Raw genomic sequence first — 16,463 nt, 5'->3', positions numbered from 1 at the left:
GGGGGAAATCAGAAGGGCTCGTCGCCAGGGGGTAGCGGGGCCCGTCGACCACGGAAGACTTCCCGGTGCCCGGTGCCCGGTGCCCGGTGCCCGGTGCCCGGTGCCCGGTGCCCGGTGCCCGGAACCGGAACCGGAACCTGGAACCCGGAGCTGGAACCCACGGCCGGAACCCACGGCCGGAACCCGCGGGCCCCGAGTCCCGAGCCCGCGGTCCCGTCAGTGTCGGGTCGTCGGGGGGAGGACCGGGAGGCCCTCGGCCTTCCATGCCTGGAAGCCGCCGATCAGGTCGGTCGCCCGGTGAAGGCCGAGCCGACGCAACGACTCGACCGCGAGGGAGGAGGCATAGCCCTCGTTGCACAGCACCACCACCCGCAGATCGTGGCTCACCGCCTCCGCCGCCCGGTGGCTGCCCTGGGGGTCGAGCCGCCATTCCAGTTCGTTGCGCTCCACCACCAGCGCGCCCGGGATCAGCCCGTCCCGTTCGCGCAGGGCCGCGTAACGGGTGTCCACCAGGAGCGCGTCACCCGCCTCGTACGCCTCATGGGCGGCCCGGGGCGAGATCCGGTCGAGCCCCGACCTGACCCGCTCCAACAGCTCGTCGATGCCTACGCGTTCGTCGCTCACTGCCAGTCCTCCGGACGCTCGACCTGCTCAAGACGGAGCACCGCGCCCGTCCGGCTGAACCGCCGGATCAGCGGGAGCGGCGGATAGTAGGCGTGCACGGACACGGCATGGGTGTCCGGGGACTCGTTGAGCACCTCGTGCACGTGGTGGGTGCCGAAGGCGCGGCTCCCTCCCGGTCCGAGGCGGCGGGAACGGTCGAGCCCGTCGGCCAGTTCCAGGGTCTTCCAGCCGCTCGCCGGGAGCCGGACCGCGAGCGCGTTCTCGGTCAGCGTGCCGCTCGCGGTGGCGAAGGCGCCCAGTGACTCGGCATGGTCGTGCCAGCCGGTGCCGGTGCCCGGCGGCCAGCCGATGAGCCAGGCCTCGCTGCCGCCGGGGCCGTCGAGCCGCACCCAGGTACGACCCTCGGGGTCGAGTGGCAGGGAGTCGACGAGTTCCCGGTCGGCTGCCGTGCGCCGGACGAAGTCGAGCAGATCGGCCGCCGTCGGGGCGTGGGGATCAGCAACCGGGGAGGGGGTGGGGGAGGCAGAGGGGGATGGAGAGGGCGCGGGGATGTGGAGAGACACGGGTGACCGTCCTGAGGTTCGCGAAGAGCGCGCGACGGCACACGGACGCGGGTGCGTCGGTGGCGGGGCGCGCGGGGAGAGGGCGAGATCAGCAGGACGGGCGACACACGCAGCCCGCATAGCGGACGAGATCCATATGGACCCTCCGCCACAGGCGCACATCGGTGTCGGTCACGCTCCGGAGTACACCACGCGCGCCTGTGGGAATCAACGCATGTCCGCCGTGCGGGCACCCTTCGGGGACGCCGGAGCGGGCACCTCGGCATCCACCCCGACGCCCGCCCCGGCGCTCACCTCGTCGGCCGTCTCGTCCGGCGCCGAGCCGCCGCGAGCCGCGTCCGCCGCCGCGTACAGCTCGTCGGGGCGGACCCCGGAGAACGCGGCGACGAGGTGCCCGTCGGGCCGTACGAGCAGGACGGCGTGGGCCGGAGCACCCGGGTACGCCTCGGTGACCAGGATCTCCGCCTTGGCGGGGAGGGCGCGGACCGCCTCGTCCAGCCGGGGCATCATCCCCGCTCCCTGCCAGTGGCGCCGGTCCCACACCCCGGTACCGGGTGCGACCAGGAGCACGAGGAAGCGGCCCTGACCGAGCCGGTCCCTGAGCCGCACGGTCGCGCCGTCCGGGGCGGTCACGCGGACGTCCTCGACCGGGGCGCCCACCGGGGTGCCCACGGGGGTCCGGCCCTCGGTGTACGGCGCGGCGAGGGGGGAGTGCGGGTAGGCGGGGGGCGCGCCGAGCGGGCCCCGCCCCACATGGCCGTCGGTCAGCAGGGCGTCATGACCGCGCGCAGCGCCGGGCAGGTAGGTCCGCAGGCCTCCGCCGCCGCGCAGGACCGGCAGCGACTGGTCCGCCGCGCGCAGCCGGTGGGCGACGGCCGCGCGACGCTCGCTCTGGTAGCTGTCGAGCAGTCGGTCCGGGGCGGCGTGATGCCAGGTGTGGGCGAGTTTCCAGGCCAGGTTGTCCACGTCCCTGAGCCCCTCGTCGAGGCCCTGGGTGCCGACCGCGCCGAGCAGGTGCGCGGCGTCCCCGGCCAGGAGGACCCGGTTGACCCGCCAGCGACGGGCGAGCCGGTGGTGCAGGGTGTGCACGCCGGTGTCGATGAGTTCGTACGGGGGTGTCACCCCGTCGCACCAGCCGGCCAGGGTCTCGCGGATCCGGCCGACCAGCACGTCCGGGGTGACGAGGTCACCCCGGGGCGGCAGCAGCCAGTCGATCCGCCACACCCCGTCTGGCAGCGGGCGGGCGGTGATCTCGTCGGCGGCGCCCCGCCACGGGGGCTGACGGTGCAGCAGGGCTTCGCCCGGCCAGGGGAGTTCGGTGCGCAGGGCGGCGACGGCGTGCCGCTCCACCGCCGTACGCCCGGGGAAGCGGATGCCGAGGAGCTTGCGTACGGTCGAGCGGGCTCCGTCGCAGCCGACGAGATGGCTGCCGCGCCACCAGGTGCCCTCCGGTCCCCGGGTGTGGGCGACGACCCCGTCGCGGTCCTGTTCGACGGAGTCGAGCCGGGCCTCGGTGACGAGCTGGACGAGCTTCTGGTGGGTGATGGCGTCGCGCAGTCCGCGGGCGAGGGCGTGCTGGGGGATGTGCAGCGGCGCGGCCGGGGCGGCCGGCGAGGAAGGGTCCTCGGACCACTCCTCCGTACCGCTGAGGCCCGGGTCGAGTGCGAAGTGACGTACCTGCTGGCGCCGGCGCATACCGCGCCAGCCGACCCACCGGACGCCCTCGTCACGGAGGGTGGTGCAGCCGAGGCGCTCCACCATGGCGGCCGTGTCGGCGCGCAGGACGACGCTCCGGGCGGGGCGCGGCTCGTCCTTTCCTGAACTCTCGTCGAGGACGACGCTGGGTACGCCCTGCGCGGCGAGCGCGAGGGAGAGCGCGAGGCCGACCGGCCCGGCGCCCACGATGATCACCGGGTCCACGGCGCGGCTCCTGACGGCCGGACGGTCATGGGGGCAGCACAGCTGAGTGTGGCACGAGCCCGGTGCTTGATCACAGAACGTATGCAACCCACTGAGGGTGCGTGCGTCAAGCGACGGGGTGGGCGCGGTGCGGCCGACCTGTGGTCGGTGCCGCTCCGGCCCACCCCTGCTGTCCCACGAACCCCTCGGGGTCAGGCGTCGCTGACGGTCTTCGTCGGCACCTCGGGGGCTCCCGCCTGGGCGGGGAGCGTCACGGCGGGGGACTTCTTGCCGCGACGGAGGCGCTTCTCCAGCCGGCTCGCGAAGCTGGTCAGGGCGAAGTTCAGGGCGATGTAGATCAACGCGATGACCACGAGGGTGGCGATCGTGTTGGCGCCGTAGTTGGCCGTGATCTGCCGGTTCTGGCTGAGCAGCTCCGAGAAGCCGAGCAGGGCGCCGCCGAGCGCGGTGTCCTTGACGATCACGACGAGCTGGCCGACCAGGGCCGGGAGCATCACCGTCACGGCCTGCGGCAGCAGGACGTTCATCATGGTCTGGCCCTTGCGCATGCCGAGCGCCACGGCCGCGTCGCCCTGGCCGCGGGGCAGCGAGAGCACACCGGCGCGGACGACCTCGGCGATCACGGAGGCGTTGTAGAGCACCAGGCCGGTGACGACCGCGTAGAGCGGGCGGTAGTCGGAGCTCACGGCCGTGAACTCACGGTAGACCTGGTTGGCGAACACCATCAGGAGGAGTACCGGGATGGCGCGGAAGAACTCCACGACCGCGCCGACGGGCACCCGTACCCAGCGGTGGTCGGAGAGCCGGCCGATGCCGAGGACGGCGCCGAGGGGCAGCGCGATCAGGATGGAGAGCGCGGCGGCCTTGAGGGTCTCCATGAGGCCCGGCAGCAGGTACGTCGTCCAGACCTCGGAGTCGGTGACGAACGGGCTCCACTTGTCCGCGTCCAGCTGGTTCTTCTCGTCCAGGGCGGCCAGCACCCACCAGCCCACCAGGACGAGGACGACCAGGAAGGCGATCGTGTAGAGGACGTTCCGCCGCTTGGCGCGCGGTCCGGGGTTGTCGTACAGGACGGAACTCATCGCTTCACCGCCAGTCGCTTGGCCGCCCAGCCCAGGAAGAGGCCGGTGGGGAGGGTGAGAACGATGAAGCCGAAGGCGAAGATGCCGAAGACCACGAAGAGGGCGTCGGCCTCGTTCTCGACCATCTCCCTCATCAGGACCGCCGCCTCGGCGGCGCCGATGGCGGCCGCGACGGTGGTGTTCTTGGTCAGGGCGATCAGGACGTTGGCGAGCGGAGTCACCGCGGCGCGGAACGCCTGCGGGAGGACCACGGACGTGAGGACCTGAGTGAAGGTGAGACCCAGCGCGCGGGCGGCTTCGGCCTGACCCGGCGAAACGGTGTTGATCCCCGAGCGCAGCGCCTCGCAGACGAAGGTGCCGGTGTACGCCACGAGGCCGAGGATCGCGAGCCGGAAGCCGATGTCCTCCGAGCGGTCGCCGCCGAGTGTGATGAGCAGGGTCTGGTTGAGGCCCAGCAGACAGGCCACGATGACCACGGTCAGCGGGGTGTTCCGGACGAGGTTGACGTACGAGGTGGCGAAGCCGCGCATGATCGGGACCGGGCTGACGCGCATCGCGACCAGTGCGGTGCCCCAGATCAGCGAGCCGATCGCCGAGTAGAGGGCGAGCTGCGCCGTCACCCAGAAGGCGCCGAGCAGGTCGTACTGCCCGGAATCAAGAAAGTCGAACACGATGCCCCGCGCTCTCCCCTGGTGGTCGGTCGGTGTGGAGGCCGTGCGTGGGCAGCGGCCGGTGCCGGTCCGTGACGGGCGCCCCGCTCGGGGCGGCCGTCACGGACCGGGCGGAACGGGTCAGCCGGCGATCTTCGGCGCGGGGTCGTTCTTGTAGCCCGACGGGCCGAAGTGCTGCTTGACGAGCTTGTCCCAGCTGCCGTCGGAGACCATCTTCTCCAGGGCCTTGTTGATCTTGCCCTTGAGCTCGTCGTCGCCCTTCTTGAGGCCGATGCCGTAGTTCTCGTCGCTCATGGAGAGGCCCGCGAGCTTGAACTTGCCCTGGTGCTCCTTCTGCGCGGCGTAGCCCGCGAGGATGGAGGCGTCCGTGGTCAGGGCGTCGACGGCCTTGTTCTCCAGGCCGGTCAGGCACTCGGAGTAGCCGCCGAGCTGCTGGAGGTCGGCCTTCGGGGCCAGCTTGTCCTTGACGTTCTGGGCGGAGGTGGAGCCGGTGACCGAGCAGAGCTTCTTGGCGTTGAGGTCCTCGACCTTGGTGATCGAGCCGTCGTCGGCGCGCACCAGGAGGTCCTGGTGGGTCACGAAGTACGGGCCGGCGAAGTCGACCTCCTTCTTGCGCTTGTCGTTGATCGAGTAGCTGGCGACGACGAACTTGACGTCACCGTTCTTGATCAGGTTCTCGCGCTCGGCGCTCGGCGCCTGCTTCCAGTTGATCTTGTCCTCGGCGTAGCCGAGCTCCTTGGCGACGTAACGGGCGACGTCGACGTCGAAGCCGGCGTACTTGCCGTCCGGGGTCTTCAGGCCAAGGCCGGGCTGGTCGAACTTGATACCGATGTTGATCTTGTCGCCGTTGCTGCCGGAGTCCGAACCGCCGCCGCAGGCCGTGGCGGTCAGGGCGAGGACGACGGCGGCCGCGGCGGCCGCGGAGGTGGTGCGAAGCTTCATGGAGGAATGTCCCTTTACTAGGCGTGAGTGGGGAAGAATAGGCCCGAACTCGCTCAGTGGTGAAGGATCTTGGAGAGGAAGTCCTTGGCGCGGTCACTGCGCGGGTTGCTGAAGAACTCCTCGGGCGTCGCCCGCTCGACGATCCGTCCGTCGGCCATGAAGACGACCCGGTTGGCGGCGGAGCGCGCGAAGCCCATCTCGTGGGTGACGACCACCATCGTCATGCCGTCCCGGGCCAGCTGCTGCATGACCTCCAGGACCTCGTTGATCATCTCGGGGTCCAGCGCGGAGGTCGGCTCGTCGAAGAGCATGACCTTCGGGTCCATCGCCAGCGCGCGGGCGATCGCCACGCGCTGCTGCTGGCCACCGGAGAGCTGAGCCGGGTACTTGTCCGCCTGGGTGCCGACGCCGACCCGGTCGAGCAGGGCGCGGGCCTTCGTCTCGGCGGCCTTCTTCTCCGTCTTGCGGACCTTGATCTGCCCCAGCATCACGTTCTCGAGCACCGTCTTGTGCGCGAAGAGGTTGAACGACTGGAACACCATGCCGACGTCGGACCGCAGCCGGGCCAGCTCCCTGCCCTCCTCGGGCAGCGGCTTGCCGTCGATGGTGATGGAGCCGGAGTCGATGCTCTCCAGCCGGTTGATCGTGCGGCACAGCGTCGACTTGCCGGACCCGGAGGGTCCGATGACGACCACGACCTCACCGCGGCTGATCGTCAGGTCGATGTCCTGGAGGACATGCAGCGCGCCGAAGTGCTTGTTCACGCCGGACAGTACGACCAGGTCGTCCGCGGCGTGCGGGGTGTCCTCGGGCCCTCCGGGCACTGGCTGGGACACAGACTCTCCGCTCATCGGGCTCTTGCTCCGTCCTCCTCGGTTGGGGAGGACACTAGAGACCCACTGTGATGACCGTCATCACATCTGAGCGGAAATTGAGGATAACGATCCGGCCGCAACCGGACACGGCCGGTGAAGGAGGCGCGCCTCGGGCCGTACCGGCTGCATGACGGAAACGCCGGCGTCACCGGGGGACACTTGACTGTGACACCGAAGATCGGTGTTCATGCCCAGGTACCACCTGGTACACAGACTCGTACACAGAGAGCCGCCATCGGCAGATCACCACGGAGGAGGTACGCATGCGACTGCTGCTCGTCGAGGACGACGACCACGTCGCCGCCGCCCTCTCCGCGATCCTCGCCAAGCACGGCTTCAGCGTGACCCACGCCCGCAACGGCGAGGAGGCGCTCCAGGCCGTCCTGCCCACCGCGCAGGGCGAGCGCCCCTCCTTCGGGGTGATCCTGCTCGACCTCGGCCTCCCCGACCAGGACGGCTACCAGGTCTGCGGTCGCATCCGGAAGCTCACCACCACCCCGGTGATCATGGTGACCGCGCGCGGCGACGTACGCTCCCGGATCCACGGGCTCAACCTCGGCGCCGACGACTACGTCGTCAAGCCCTACGACCCCGGCGAACTCCTCGCCCGGATCCACGCCGTCAGCCGGCGCCACGCCGGCGCCGAGGAGACGGGCGGGACCGGCGCCGGCTCCGACGGCACGCAGCTGCGACTCGGCTCCGTCACCATCGAACTCCCCACCCGCCGGGTGAGCGTCGACGGCGAGAGCGTCCCCCTCACCCGCAAGGAGTTCGACCTGCTCGCCCTCCTCGCCCAGCGCCCCGGAGTCGTCTTCCGCCGCGAGCAGATCATCAGCGAGGTCTGGCGCACCAGCTGGGAGGGGACCGGCCGCACCCTGGAGGTCCACGTCGCCTCCCTGCGCTCCAAGCTGCGCATGCCCGCCCTGATCGAGACCGTGCGGGGCGTCGGCTACCGCCTGGTCGCCCCCTCCGCGTAACCGCCGGACGGTCCCTCCGTGCGCACCCGCCTCCTTCCGCTGCTCATCATCCTGATGGCCGGCGTCCTGCTCGCCCTCGGATTCCCGCTCGCCGCCAGCCTCGCCGCGTCGGAACAGCAACGGGTCGTCGTCGACCGGCTCGACGACGCCGCGCGCTTCGCCGCGCTCGCCCAGTTCGTCAACGAGACCAACCCCGGCACGGACGAGCGACGGACCACCCTCGGCGGTGAACTCGCCAGCTACCACGACGTGTACGGCATCCGCGCCGGGATCTTCTACCGGAACAACCGCTCCATGGCCGCCGCACCCGAGGACTGGGTCGTCCCGTACGAGGGGGAGGGCCGCCGCGCCTTCCGCGAGGCGCTCCTCGGCCGCCGCAGCCACGACCCGCCCCAGGTGTGGCCCTGGCAGCCCCACGCACGGCTCACCATCGCCTCCCCGGTCGTCCGCGACGGTGACGTCGTCGCCGTCGTCGTCACCGACTCGCCCACCGGACAGCTCCGGTCCCGCATCCTGCGCGGCTGGCTGCTCATCTTCGCGGGCGAGTCCGCCGCCATGCTGCTCGCCGTCGTCGCCGCCTTCCGCCTCACCGGCTGGGTCCTGCGCCCGGTCCGCGTCCTCGACTCCGTCACCCACGACATCGCCACCGGACGCATGAACTCCCGCGTCGCCGCGACCGGCGGACCGCCCGAACTGCGTCGGCTCGCGCTCTCGTTCAACGAGATGGCCGACAACGTCGAGGAAGCACTCGAACAGCAGCGGGCGTTCGTCGCCGACGCCTCCCACCAGCTGCGCAACCCGCTGGCCGCGCTGCTCCTGCGGATCGAGCTCCTCGCTCTCGAACTCCCCGAGGGCAACGAGGAGATCGCGTCCGTGCGGACCGAGGGCAAGCGCCTCGCCCAGGTCCTCGACGACCTCCTCGACCTGGCGCTCGCCGAACACGCGGCCGCCGAGCTGCGGCTCGTCGACGTCGGCGCGCTCACCGCCGAGCGGGTCGTGTCCTGGCGGCCGGTCGCCGAGGACAAGGGTGTCCTGCTGACCGGGGAGTGCGGCGCGGTCACGGCCTGGGCGGACCCGGTGGCCCTCTCCAGCGCCCTGGACGCGGTGATCGACAACGCGTTGAAGTTCACGCCGGCGGGGGAGGAGGTCGCCGTCACGGTCGCGGTGACTCCCGGCGGGGGGAGTGTGTCCGTCGTCGTCGCCGACCAGGGGCCCGGCCTCACCGAGGACGAGCTGGCCCGCGTCGGCGACCGCTTCTGGCGCTCCGGACGGCACCAGAACGTCAAGGGCTCGGGGCTCGGCCTGTCCATCACGCGCGTCCTGCTGACGGCGGGCGGCGGAAGCCTCACGTTCGCCCCGAACGCACCGCACGGGCTGCGGGTGACGGTCACCGTGCCGCGTCACGCGCCACCGGACGCGGCGGAGCGGGGCTTCGGCGAGCGGTAGGCCCCCGAACTCCCGGCTCCTCCGCGCCGTGGCTCTACGGCTTCACCGAGCGGTAGTAGCGGCGGGCGCCGTCGTGGAGGGCGAGCGGGTCCGTGTAGACGGCGGTCCGCAGGTCCACCAGCTGGGCCGGGTGGACCTGGCTGCCGATCCGGTCCCGGCTTCTGATCACCGTACGGGTGAAGCCCTCCACCAGGCCCGCGTCGGCCTCCTCGGTGGTGACGAGGAGGTTCGCCACGGCGAGCGTCTCGATCGGCTGGCCGTCCTGCGCCTTGGCGTACGCGTCCGCGGGGATCACCGCCGACCGGTAGTGGCGGGTCGAGTCGCCCACGTCGTGGAGCCGGTCCACCAGGGTCGAGTCCAGCGGGAGCAGCCGGACCTCGAAGCGCTCGGACAGGGTCTGCACCGCGTGCGTGGGCAGTCCGCCCGACCAGAAGAACGCGTCGAGCCGGCCCCGCTCCAGGAGCTCGGGCATGGTGTCGATGCCCGCCGAGACCGCCTTGATGTCACGTACGGGGGTGAGGCCCGCCGCCGCGAGGACCCGGTCCGCTATCAGGCGTACACCGGATCCGTCCTGGCCGACGCCGACGCGCAGGCCCCGCAGGTCCTGCACCTTCTGCACCGAGGAGCCCTTGCGCACAAGGAGCTGCACGTAGTCGTCGTAGAGGCGGGCGCAGCCCCGCAGCCGCTCGAAGCCGGGCCTGCGCTCGCGCTGGTACTGGGCCACCGCGTCGGCCGTCGCGATGGTGAAGTCGGCCTCGCCCGATGCGACCCGGGCCAGGTTCTGCTGAGAGCCCTCACTGTCCAGGAGCGTTATCGAGACCTCGGGCAGGTCCTGGGCGAGGGCCTGGTCTAGGAGCTTCCCGTACCGCTGGTAGACGCCTGTGGGGACGCCCGTACTGAACGTGACCGAACCGCTCGGCACGGGAGACCCGAAGGGCATCAGCCACCACACCAGCACCCCGCACACCGCGAGCAGCGCGGCCGCGACCACCAGGACACGGCGGCGGACGGCACGGGAGAGGGAGGCGGGCATGCCACGATCCTGCCAGGTCCCCGCCTCCCCTGGCCAGGCTCGCCGACGCCGGACCGGCGGACGCCGGTACCTGTCGTCTCACCCGGCCACGGCGGTGAGGCGGCGCAGGACCTCGTCCCGGCCGAGGACCCGGGCCACCGCGAACAGGTCGGGGCTGCGGGTGGAGCCCGTGAGCGCGACCCGGATCACGTTCACGACCTCCCTCGGCGGGCCCGCCCAGCGGTCCGGGTCCCGGCGCCATGAGGCCGTGTCCGGCGCGTAGCCGTGCCGGCGGGCGAGCTCGCGGAGCGTGCCGTACCACTCGCCCGGAGTGATCCCGCCCCACGCGTCCGGCGCCGGGGCGCTCACGTCCCGGGCGAAACCGGCGGCGATCCGGCGTACCAGCTCGGGGTCGAGACCGCCGTAGCGGTCGTCGTCGGCGGCCGGTACGGGGCCGAAGAGCTCCGTGAAGAAGAAGCCGTAACGATCGCGGAAGCAGGACCAGCGGTCCAGGTCCTTGCGGGCGGGCGCCCCCTCGGGGCGGCCCGAGGCCACGGCGGTCAGGGCGAGGGCACGGTGCCGGGCCAGGACGGAGGCGAGTTCGGGGTCGTGGTCCTCGGCCCAGGCCAGGAGCTGCCCGTACAGCTCGTCCGGGCTCAGCGAGGCGATGAACTCCCGGCTCAACGAATGCAGTTTCGGCAGGTCGAGCAAGGGCCCGGAGGTACGCATGCCGTCGAGCCGGACGGGCGCGGACAGCGCCTCGGCCGTGGGGACGTCCATGAGCCGGATGTTGGCGAGACCGCGCAGGTAGTGCTGGACGGCGGCCGGCGGATAGCCCGCCGCGAGGTAGTAGTCCACCGACGCCTCGGGGTCCTTGCGCTTGCTGAGCTTGCGCCGCGACGGCCCCTCGGCCTTCATCAGCGGAGCGAGATGCGCGTAGGCGGGCGGCTCGAAGCCGAGCGCCGTGTGCAGCTGGAGATGGACCGGCGTCGACGACAGCCACTCCTCGCCCCGCACCACCAGCGACACCCGCATCAGATGGTCGTCCACGACGTGCGCGAAGTGGTAGGTCGGCAGGGGTGGTTCCTCCTGCGAGGACTTGAGCAGGACGATGTCGTTGCCGTTGTCCTGAAGGGTGACCGAGGCGCGGATACGGTCCGTGAACCGGACCCGGCCGGGGAACTCGTACGGGCAGCGGAACCGCACCACGTACGGCTCACCCGCCGCCAGGAGCCGAGCCGTCTCCTCGGGCGCCCGCGTCCGGCACGGCGCCCACCGGCCGTAGTAGCCCAGCGGCGAGCGCCCCGCCCGCTGCTGCTCCGCACTCCGGGCCAGCCGGTCCTTGTCGCAGAAGCAGGGGTACGCGCGGCCCCGCCGCAGCAGCTCCCGCACATGGCTGAGATAGACGTCCCGGCGCTCCGACTGGAGGTACGGGCCCCAGGCGCCGCTCCCGGCGACCCCGCCCTCGTCGGGGGCGAGCCCGAAGGCGCCGAGGAGCCGCGAGAACTCCTCCGCCGCGCCCGCCACGCGGCGCGAACGGTCGGTGTCCTCGACCCTGAGCACGTGCACACCGCCCGACTGGTGGGCCAGGGCACGCGCCACGGCCGCCGTGTAGAGGCCGCCGATGTGCAGGTGCCCGGTGGGGCTCGGAGCGAAGCGCGTCACCTCGGCACCCGCCGGCAGGACGCGCGGTGGGAACCGCCGCTCCCAGTAGGCCGGTTCCGGGAGATCGGGCGGGAACATCGCGTTGATGACGGACAGGTCGAGCACGGTGGACTCCCTCCTGGGTTCGTCGCGATCCAGGACCTCCTCGGGAGTTCCTCGATCGGTCCACCGTAGGCATGTGACCGGCCCGTTCGAGCGGAGCGGAGACGCGAGGCTGCGGAACTCCGAAGCCACTCCCGCGCTGTGGGCGCAGGAGGGCACGCCCGGTCAGTAGCGTCCTCGGGACCGGTCCGCACGACGTACACGGGAGGGGGCGTGATGGGCGGCACGCGCGCGGTGGCCCCGCTCGCACTCGGCTCCTTCGCCATCGGCACCGACGCCTACGCGATGGCGGGACTGCTCCCCGGCATCGGCGCCGACCTGCACGTCTCCGTCCCCCTCGCCGGGCAGTCCGTCACCGCCTTCACCCTCTGCTACGCCCTCGCGGCGCCGCTGTTCTCCGCCGGCCTCGCCCGCCGCGGCACCCGCGCGCTCCTCGTGGCCGCGCTCGTCGTCTTCGTCCTGGCCAACGCCGGGACCGCGCTCACCGGTTCGTACGCCGGGCTCCTCGGCACCCGCGCCCTCGCCGGAGCCGGAGCGGGCCTCTTCACCCCGGCGGCCGCCACCGCCGCCGTCGCGCTCGTGCCGCCCGAGCGACGCGGACGCGCCCTCGGCCTCGTCCTCGGCGGGATGAGCGCGGGCACCGTCCTCGGTGTGCCGCTGGGGCTGCTCGTCGCCGGCCACTCGGGCTGGCGGACGGCCCTCTGGCTGATCACCGGCCTCGGCCTGCTCGCCCTGCTCGGCGTCGCCACCGGCCTCCCGGCGGTCCGGGGAGCGGCCGCGCCCTCCCTGCGGGCCAGGATCGGCGCACTCGCCCGGCCCCGGGTGACCGTCGTCGTCGCCGTCACCTTCACCCAGACCGTCGCCAGCCTCGGGCTCTACACCTACCTGGAACCGGTGCTCCACCGGGTCGCCGCCGTCGGCAGCGCCGTGCCCCACCTCTGGGTCTGGGGCATCGGCGGAGTCTGCGGAAGCCTCCTCGCCGGCACCCTCGTCGACCGGACCGGGAGGCCCGCGCTCCTCGCCGTCGCCCTGCTCGGCACCCTCGGCGCCGCCCTGGCACTGCTGCCCTGGGCCGGAACCGTACCCGGCCTCGTGCTCCTTCCCCTCCTCGTGTGGGGCGCCGTCGGCTGGGCCTTCGTCGTACCGCAGCAGCACCGGCTGCTCGCACGGGACGGCGAAGGGGGAGCCGCCGCCGTCGGCCTCAACAGCTCCGCCACCTACCTCGGCGGCGCCGTCGGCTCCGCGCTCGGCGGCCTCGCCCTCGCCCACGGACTCGACGCCCGCTGGCTCCCCCTCCCCGCCGCCGGGGTCGCGCTCGCGGGAGTCCTCTTCCACCTCACCGCGGTACGCGCGCTCGCCCGGCGCGACGCCGCGACCGGCCGGCGCACCGCGGACCACGCCCACGCCCACGGGACCGGAGCCACGGCCGATGCCGCGGCCGACGTCCCGGAAAGGAACACCCCATGAAGTTCGGCGTCAACCTGCCCAACTACGGCCCCGAGGCCACCCCCGACGCCCTCGCCGGCTGGGCGCTGCGGGTGGAGTCGATGGGCTACCACTACGCCATGGTCTCCGACCACGTGGCGCTCACCCCGGACGTCCAGCACCTCTTCCCCGCCCCGTTCTACGACCCCCTCGCCACCCTCGCCTGGCTCGCCGGGGTCACCAGGACCGTGGGCCTCGGTACGACGGTGACGATCCTCCCGTACCGCCATCCCGTGCACACCGCCCGCGTCGCCGCCAACATCGACCGGTTCAGCAACGGCCGGTTCGTCTTCGGCGCGGCGGCGGGCTGGGCCGCCGGGGAGTTCGCCGCTCTCGGCGTCCCCCACCACAGGCGCGGCGCCATCAGCGACGAGTACCTCGCCGCGATCAAGGCGTGCTGGGCCGACGAGGTCGCCTCCTTCGAGGGTGCTCATGTCTCCTTCCGCGACCTGCGCACCGGACCTCTTCCCGTGCAGCGGCCGGGCCCGCCCGTGTGGGTCGGCGGACACAGCCCCGGAGCGCTCCGCAGGGCCGTCCGCCTGGGGGACGCCTGGCACCCGACCTCCGTCACCGGAGACTGGCTCACCGGCGTCGGACTGCCCGCGCTGCGCCGGATCGCCGAGGAGCAGCAGCTGCCGGTGCCCGACGTGTCCCCCCGCATCAAACTCCGTCTCACCCCGCGCCCGACGGGCCCCGGGCGGCTGCTCGGCGAGGGCACGCTCGCCCAGATCACCGACGACCTCGGGCTGCTCCAGGACCTGGGCGCGCGAGCCGTGGTGCTCGACCCCACCTACCCGGGCGACCGGCGGGAGGCGGGCCGCACCGCACGGGACCTCGACGTCCTGGAGACCCTGGTCAAGGAGGTCATCGACGTGGACGCCGGCCGCGTACGATGACCCGGCGGCGGAGCGACGGGGAGGGCGGGACGTGACCGATCCGGATCTGCGGAAGCTGCGGGTGCTGAGGGAACTCAGCGAGCGCGGCACCGTCAGCGCGGCCGCCCGGGCACTCCACCTCACCCCGCAGGCCGTCTCGCAGCAGATCAGCGCCCTGGGACGCGAGTTGGGCGTGCCGCTCACCGAACCGTCCGGCCGCCGACTGCGGCTCACCGGGGCGGCGAGGATCGTGCTCCGGCACGCCGAGGCCGTCTTCACCCAGGTCGAGCAGCTGCGCGCGGAGCTCGCCGCTCACCAGGGCGGTGAGCGCGGCGAGGTGGCGGTCGCCGGCTTCTCCACCACCCTGTCGGCCCTCATCCTGCCCGCCGTCGCCCGGCTGCGGGAGACCCGGCCGCTGCTGCGGACCTCGCTGGCCGAGGTCGACCCGCCGGAGAGCTTCTCCCTGCTGCACCGCGGCGAGACGGACGTCGTCATCTCCGCGGACACCGCCCGCACCCTCGCCCCGGCGGGCGAGGACGGCCGGTTCCACCGGGTCGCCCTCTGCGAGGACCCCTTCGACATCGCCCTGCCCGCGGGCCACCGGCTGCTCGACAGCGAGCGGCTCGTCCTCGCGGACCTCGCCGACGAGACCTGGATCTTCGCCACCACGGGCCTCTGTCACGACATCGGCGTGGCCGCGTGCGCGGCGGCCGGGTTCACCCCGCAGGCCTCCCACGCCATCGGCGACTGGGACGCCACGCTCGCCGCCGTACGGCTCGGCCTCGGGGTCGCGCTCGTCCCGCGCCTCGCCAAGCCGGTGCCCAGGCCCGAGGTGACGATCCGCGCGTTCAGCGAGCTGGCCCCGTCGCGCACGGTTTTCGCGGCCGTACGGGAGGGCAGTCAGACGTCCCCGGAGATCGCCGCGGTCCTGGACGCGCTCCGCGCGGCGGCGAGGGCGGCCGTCGCGGCCTGACCTCGCGCGACGCCGTGCGTCCCGCCCGGTCGGTGTGATTCGCCACGGCTCGTGGACAGTACCGTCCACGAGCCGTTGCTGGACCCGTCAGAGCGCCGGTGCGAGGCTCGTTCCCGTACCCGCGGACCCGCTGGGCGCGCGTCCCCCTCCTCCTCCCTCACTCCTCTTCTCGTAGAGCGGGAAACACCCATGTCCAAAGCCACGTACACGCGGCTGGCCGCGCTGAGCCTGATCTGGGGCTCCGTCTTCCTGTGGATCAAGATCGCCGGATACGGCTTCTCCCCCGTGCAGATGGTGCTGATCCGGCTCGCGCTCGGCGCCGTCGTCATCCTCGCCATCGGCTACGCGAAGGGCCTCCGACTGCCCAAGGAGGCCGCCACCTGGGGCCATCTGACCGTCGCCGCGCTGCTCGGCAACGCCATCCCGTGGACCCTCTACGCCGAGGGCGAGATCGCCGGGTCGAGCAGCGTCGCCGCCGTGGTCAACGGCAGCGCGCCGATCTGGACCCTCGCCGCCGCCCTGCTCCTGGGCCAGGAGAAGCGGGTCTCCGGCTTCAAGGCGGGCGGGGTGCTGCTGGGCCTCGGCGGCACCGCGCTCATCGCCTCGCCGTGGAACTCCGCCTCGGCCGGCACCGGTTGGAGCATCCTCTGCTTCGTCCTCGGCTCGATCAGCTTCGGCGCCAGCTTCGCGTACATGGGCAAGTTCCTCGTGGGCAGGGGCGTTCCGCCGCTGATGCTCGCCGGCGGACAGCTCAGCGCGGCCACCGTGCTGCTCCTGATCGCCTTCCCGTTCCTCGGGCTTCAGACCGTGACCTGGCGCACCGACTCGGTGATCGCGGTCCTGGTCCTCGGCGTGGTCTGCACCGGATTCGCCGCGCTGCTCAACTTCGAGCTGATCATCAAGGACGGGCCCACGGTGGCCTCCACGGTGACCTACCTGATGACCGCCGTGGCCGTCGTCCTGGGGGCCGTCGTGCTGCACGAGCCGCTCGGCTGGACCGTCTGGCTGGGGGCGGTGGCGGTGCTCGCGGCCACCGGTCTGCTCCGGCGCAAGCCGCGCCCGGCCCCCGAGCCGAAGCCGGAGGCCACCCCCGTACCGGCCCCGGCCGCGGTGGATTAGCCGACCACCGTCGAGAATCGGCGACACAAGGCGATACCCGGCCGTTTTCCGGCGGCCGGGCGTCCGCCATATCCTCCGACAAAAGCCGGGGCCCGGACCGCAACATTGTGTTCATTAATGAGGCGGGCGGCG

Annotated in this window: 16 protein-coding genes; 6 read left to right on the top strand and 10 right to left on the bottom strand. The window is 72.6% G+C overall.

Annotation, left to right across the window (positions count from 1 at the left end; translation table 11 throughout):
• Window positions 1-216: 216 nt before the first annotated feature.
• The 8 genes from ACFWV2_RS08960 to ACFWV2_RS08925 form a co-directional block, all read right to left on the bottom strand.
• Window positions 217-624 (bottom strand): rhodanese-like domain-containing protein, encoded by a 408-nt coding sequence (locus tag ACFWV2_RS08960; RefSeq protein ID WP_384403913.1) that lies wholly within the window; start codon window positions 622-624, stop codon window positions 217-219.
• On the bottom strand, window positions 621-1,175 hold the full coding sequence (locus tag ACFWV2_RS08955; protein ID WP_384404027.1) for a cysteine dioxygenase: 555 nt from the start codon (window positions 1,173-1,175) through the stop codon (window positions 621-623). Before ACFWV2_RS08955 ends, ACFWV2_RS08960 begins: the two co-directional genes overlap by 4 nt.
• 100 nt (window positions 1,176-1,275) lie before the next feature.
• On the bottom strand, window positions 1,276-1,347 hold the full coding sequence (locus ACFWV2_RS08950) for a putative leader peptide (RefSeq protein WP_309544753.1): 72 nt from the start codon (window positions 1,345-1,347) through the stop codon (window positions 1,276-1,278).
• Window positions 1,348-1,394: 47 nt separating this feature from the next.
• Window positions 1,395-3,107, bottom strand: a complete 1,713-nt coding sequence (locus ACFWV2_RS08945; RefSeq protein WP_384403910.1) for an FAD-dependent monooxygenase — start codon at window positions 3,105-3,107, stop codon at window positions 1,395-1,397.
• A gap of 191 nt (window positions 3,108-3,298) precedes the next feature.
• Window positions 3,299-4,189 (bottom strand): amino acid ABC transporter permease, encoded by an 891-nt coding sequence (locus ACFWV2_RS08940; protein WP_384403907.1) that lies wholly within the window; start codon window positions 4,187-4,189, stop codon window positions 3,299-3,301.
• The gene (locus tag ACFWV2_RS08935) at window positions 4,186-4,860 is read right to left on the bottom strand and encodes an amino acid ABC transporter permease (protein ID WP_384403904.1); all 675 of its coding nucleotides are present in this window, start codon (window positions 4,858-4,860) and stop codon (window positions 4,186-4,188) included. The genes ACFWV2_RS08940 and ACFWV2_RS08935 overlap by 4 nt, the downstream gene beginning before the upstream one ends.
• 120 nt (window positions 4,861-4,980) lie before the next feature.
• Window positions 4,981-5,802, bottom strand: coding sequence for a glutamate ABC transporter substrate-binding protein (locus ACFWV2_RS08930; protein ID WP_384403901.1), 822 nt, complete (start codon window positions 5,800-5,802; stop codon window positions 4,981-4,983).
• 53 nt (window positions 5,803-5,855) lie between these two features.
• Window positions 5,856-6,653: an amino acid ABC transporter ATP-binding protein gene (locus ACFWV2_RS08925; protein ID WP_384403898.1), complete on the bottom strand. Its 798-nt coding sequence runs from the start codon at window positions 6,651-6,653 to the stop codon at window positions 5,856-5,858.
• Window positions 6,654-6,940: 287 nt separating this feature from the next.
• On the opposite strand from ACFWV2_RS08925, the gene ACFWV2_RS08920 reads away from it, so the two are divergent.
• Both ACFWV2_RS08920 and ACFWV2_RS08915 read left to right on the top strand, forming a co-directional pair.
• Complete coding sequence (locus ACFWV2_RS08920) at window positions 6,941-7,654, top strand: response regulator transcription factor (RefSeq protein ID WP_384403895.1); 714 nt, start codon at window positions 6,941-6,943, stop codon at window positions 7,652-7,654.
• A gap of 18 nt (window positions 7,655-7,672) precedes the next feature.
• Window positions 7,673-9,100, top strand: a complete 1,428-nt coding sequence (locus ACFWV2_RS08915) for an ATP-binding protein (RefSeq protein ID WP_384403892.1) — start codon at window positions 7,673-7,675, stop codon at window positions 9,098-9,100.
• A gap of 34 nt (window positions 9,101-9,134) precedes the next feature.
• Here the strand turns inward: ACFWV2_RS08915 and ACFWV2_RS08910 are convergent, their stop codons facing one another.
• Both ACFWV2_RS08910 and ACFWV2_RS08905 read right to left on the bottom strand, forming a co-directional pair.
• Window positions 9,135-10,133, bottom strand: a complete 999-nt coding sequence (locus ACFWV2_RS08910; RefSeq protein WP_384403889.1) for a TAXI family TRAP transporter solute-binding subunit — start codon at window positions 10,131-10,133, stop codon at window positions 9,135-9,137.
• Window positions 10,134-10,211: 78 nt separating this feature from the next.
• On the bottom strand, window positions 10,212-11,882 hold the full coding sequence (locus tag ACFWV2_RS08905) for a glutamate--tRNA ligase (protein ID WP_384403886.1): 1,671 nt from the start codon (window positions 11,880-11,882) through the stop codon (window positions 10,212-10,214).
• Window positions 11,883-12,095: 213 nt separating this feature from the next.
• Between ACFWV2_RS08905 and ACFWV2_RS08900 the strand changes: the two genes are divergently transcribed.
• From ACFWV2_RS08900 to ACFWV2_RS08885, 4 genes are all read left to right on the top strand, one after another.
• Window positions 12,096-13,346, top strand: coding sequence for an MFS transporter (locus ACFWV2_RS08900; RefSeq protein WP_384403883.1), 1,251 nt, complete (start codon window positions 12,096-12,098; stop codon window positions 13,344-13,346).
• Window positions 13,343-14,260 (top strand): TIGR03619 family F420-dependent LLM class oxidoreductase, encoded by a 918-nt coding sequence (locus ACFWV2_RS08895; RefSeq protein ID WP_384403880.1) that lies wholly within the window; start codon window positions 13,343-13,345, stop codon window positions 14,258-14,260. The genes ACFWV2_RS08900 and ACFWV2_RS08895 overlap by 4 nt, the downstream gene beginning before the upstream one ends.
• Before the next feature lie 31 nt (window positions 14,261-14,291).
• Window positions 14,292-15,212: a LysR family transcriptional regulator gene (locus ACFWV2_RS08890; RefSeq protein WP_384403877.1), complete on the top strand. Its 921-nt coding sequence runs from the start codon at window positions 14,292-14,294 to the stop codon at window positions 15,210-15,212.
• A 189-nt stretch (window positions 15,213-15,401) separates the two neighbouring features.
• Window positions 15,402-16,331: a DMT family transporter gene (locus ACFWV2_RS08885; protein WP_384403874.1), complete on the top strand. Its 930-nt coding sequence runs from the start codon at window positions 15,402-15,404 to the stop codon at window positions 16,329-16,331.
• Window positions 16,332-16,463: the final 132 nt, after the last annotated feature.

Origin of the sequence: Streptomyces sp. NPDC058671 (assembly GCF_042716475.1) — a bacterium.
Lineage (GTDB): Bacteria > Actinomycetota > Actinomycetes > Streptomycetales > Streptomycetaceae > Streptomyces.
The sequence above is the reverse complement of the archived record's forward strand: the minus strand, read 5'-3'. Positions and strand labels throughout refer to the sequence as shown.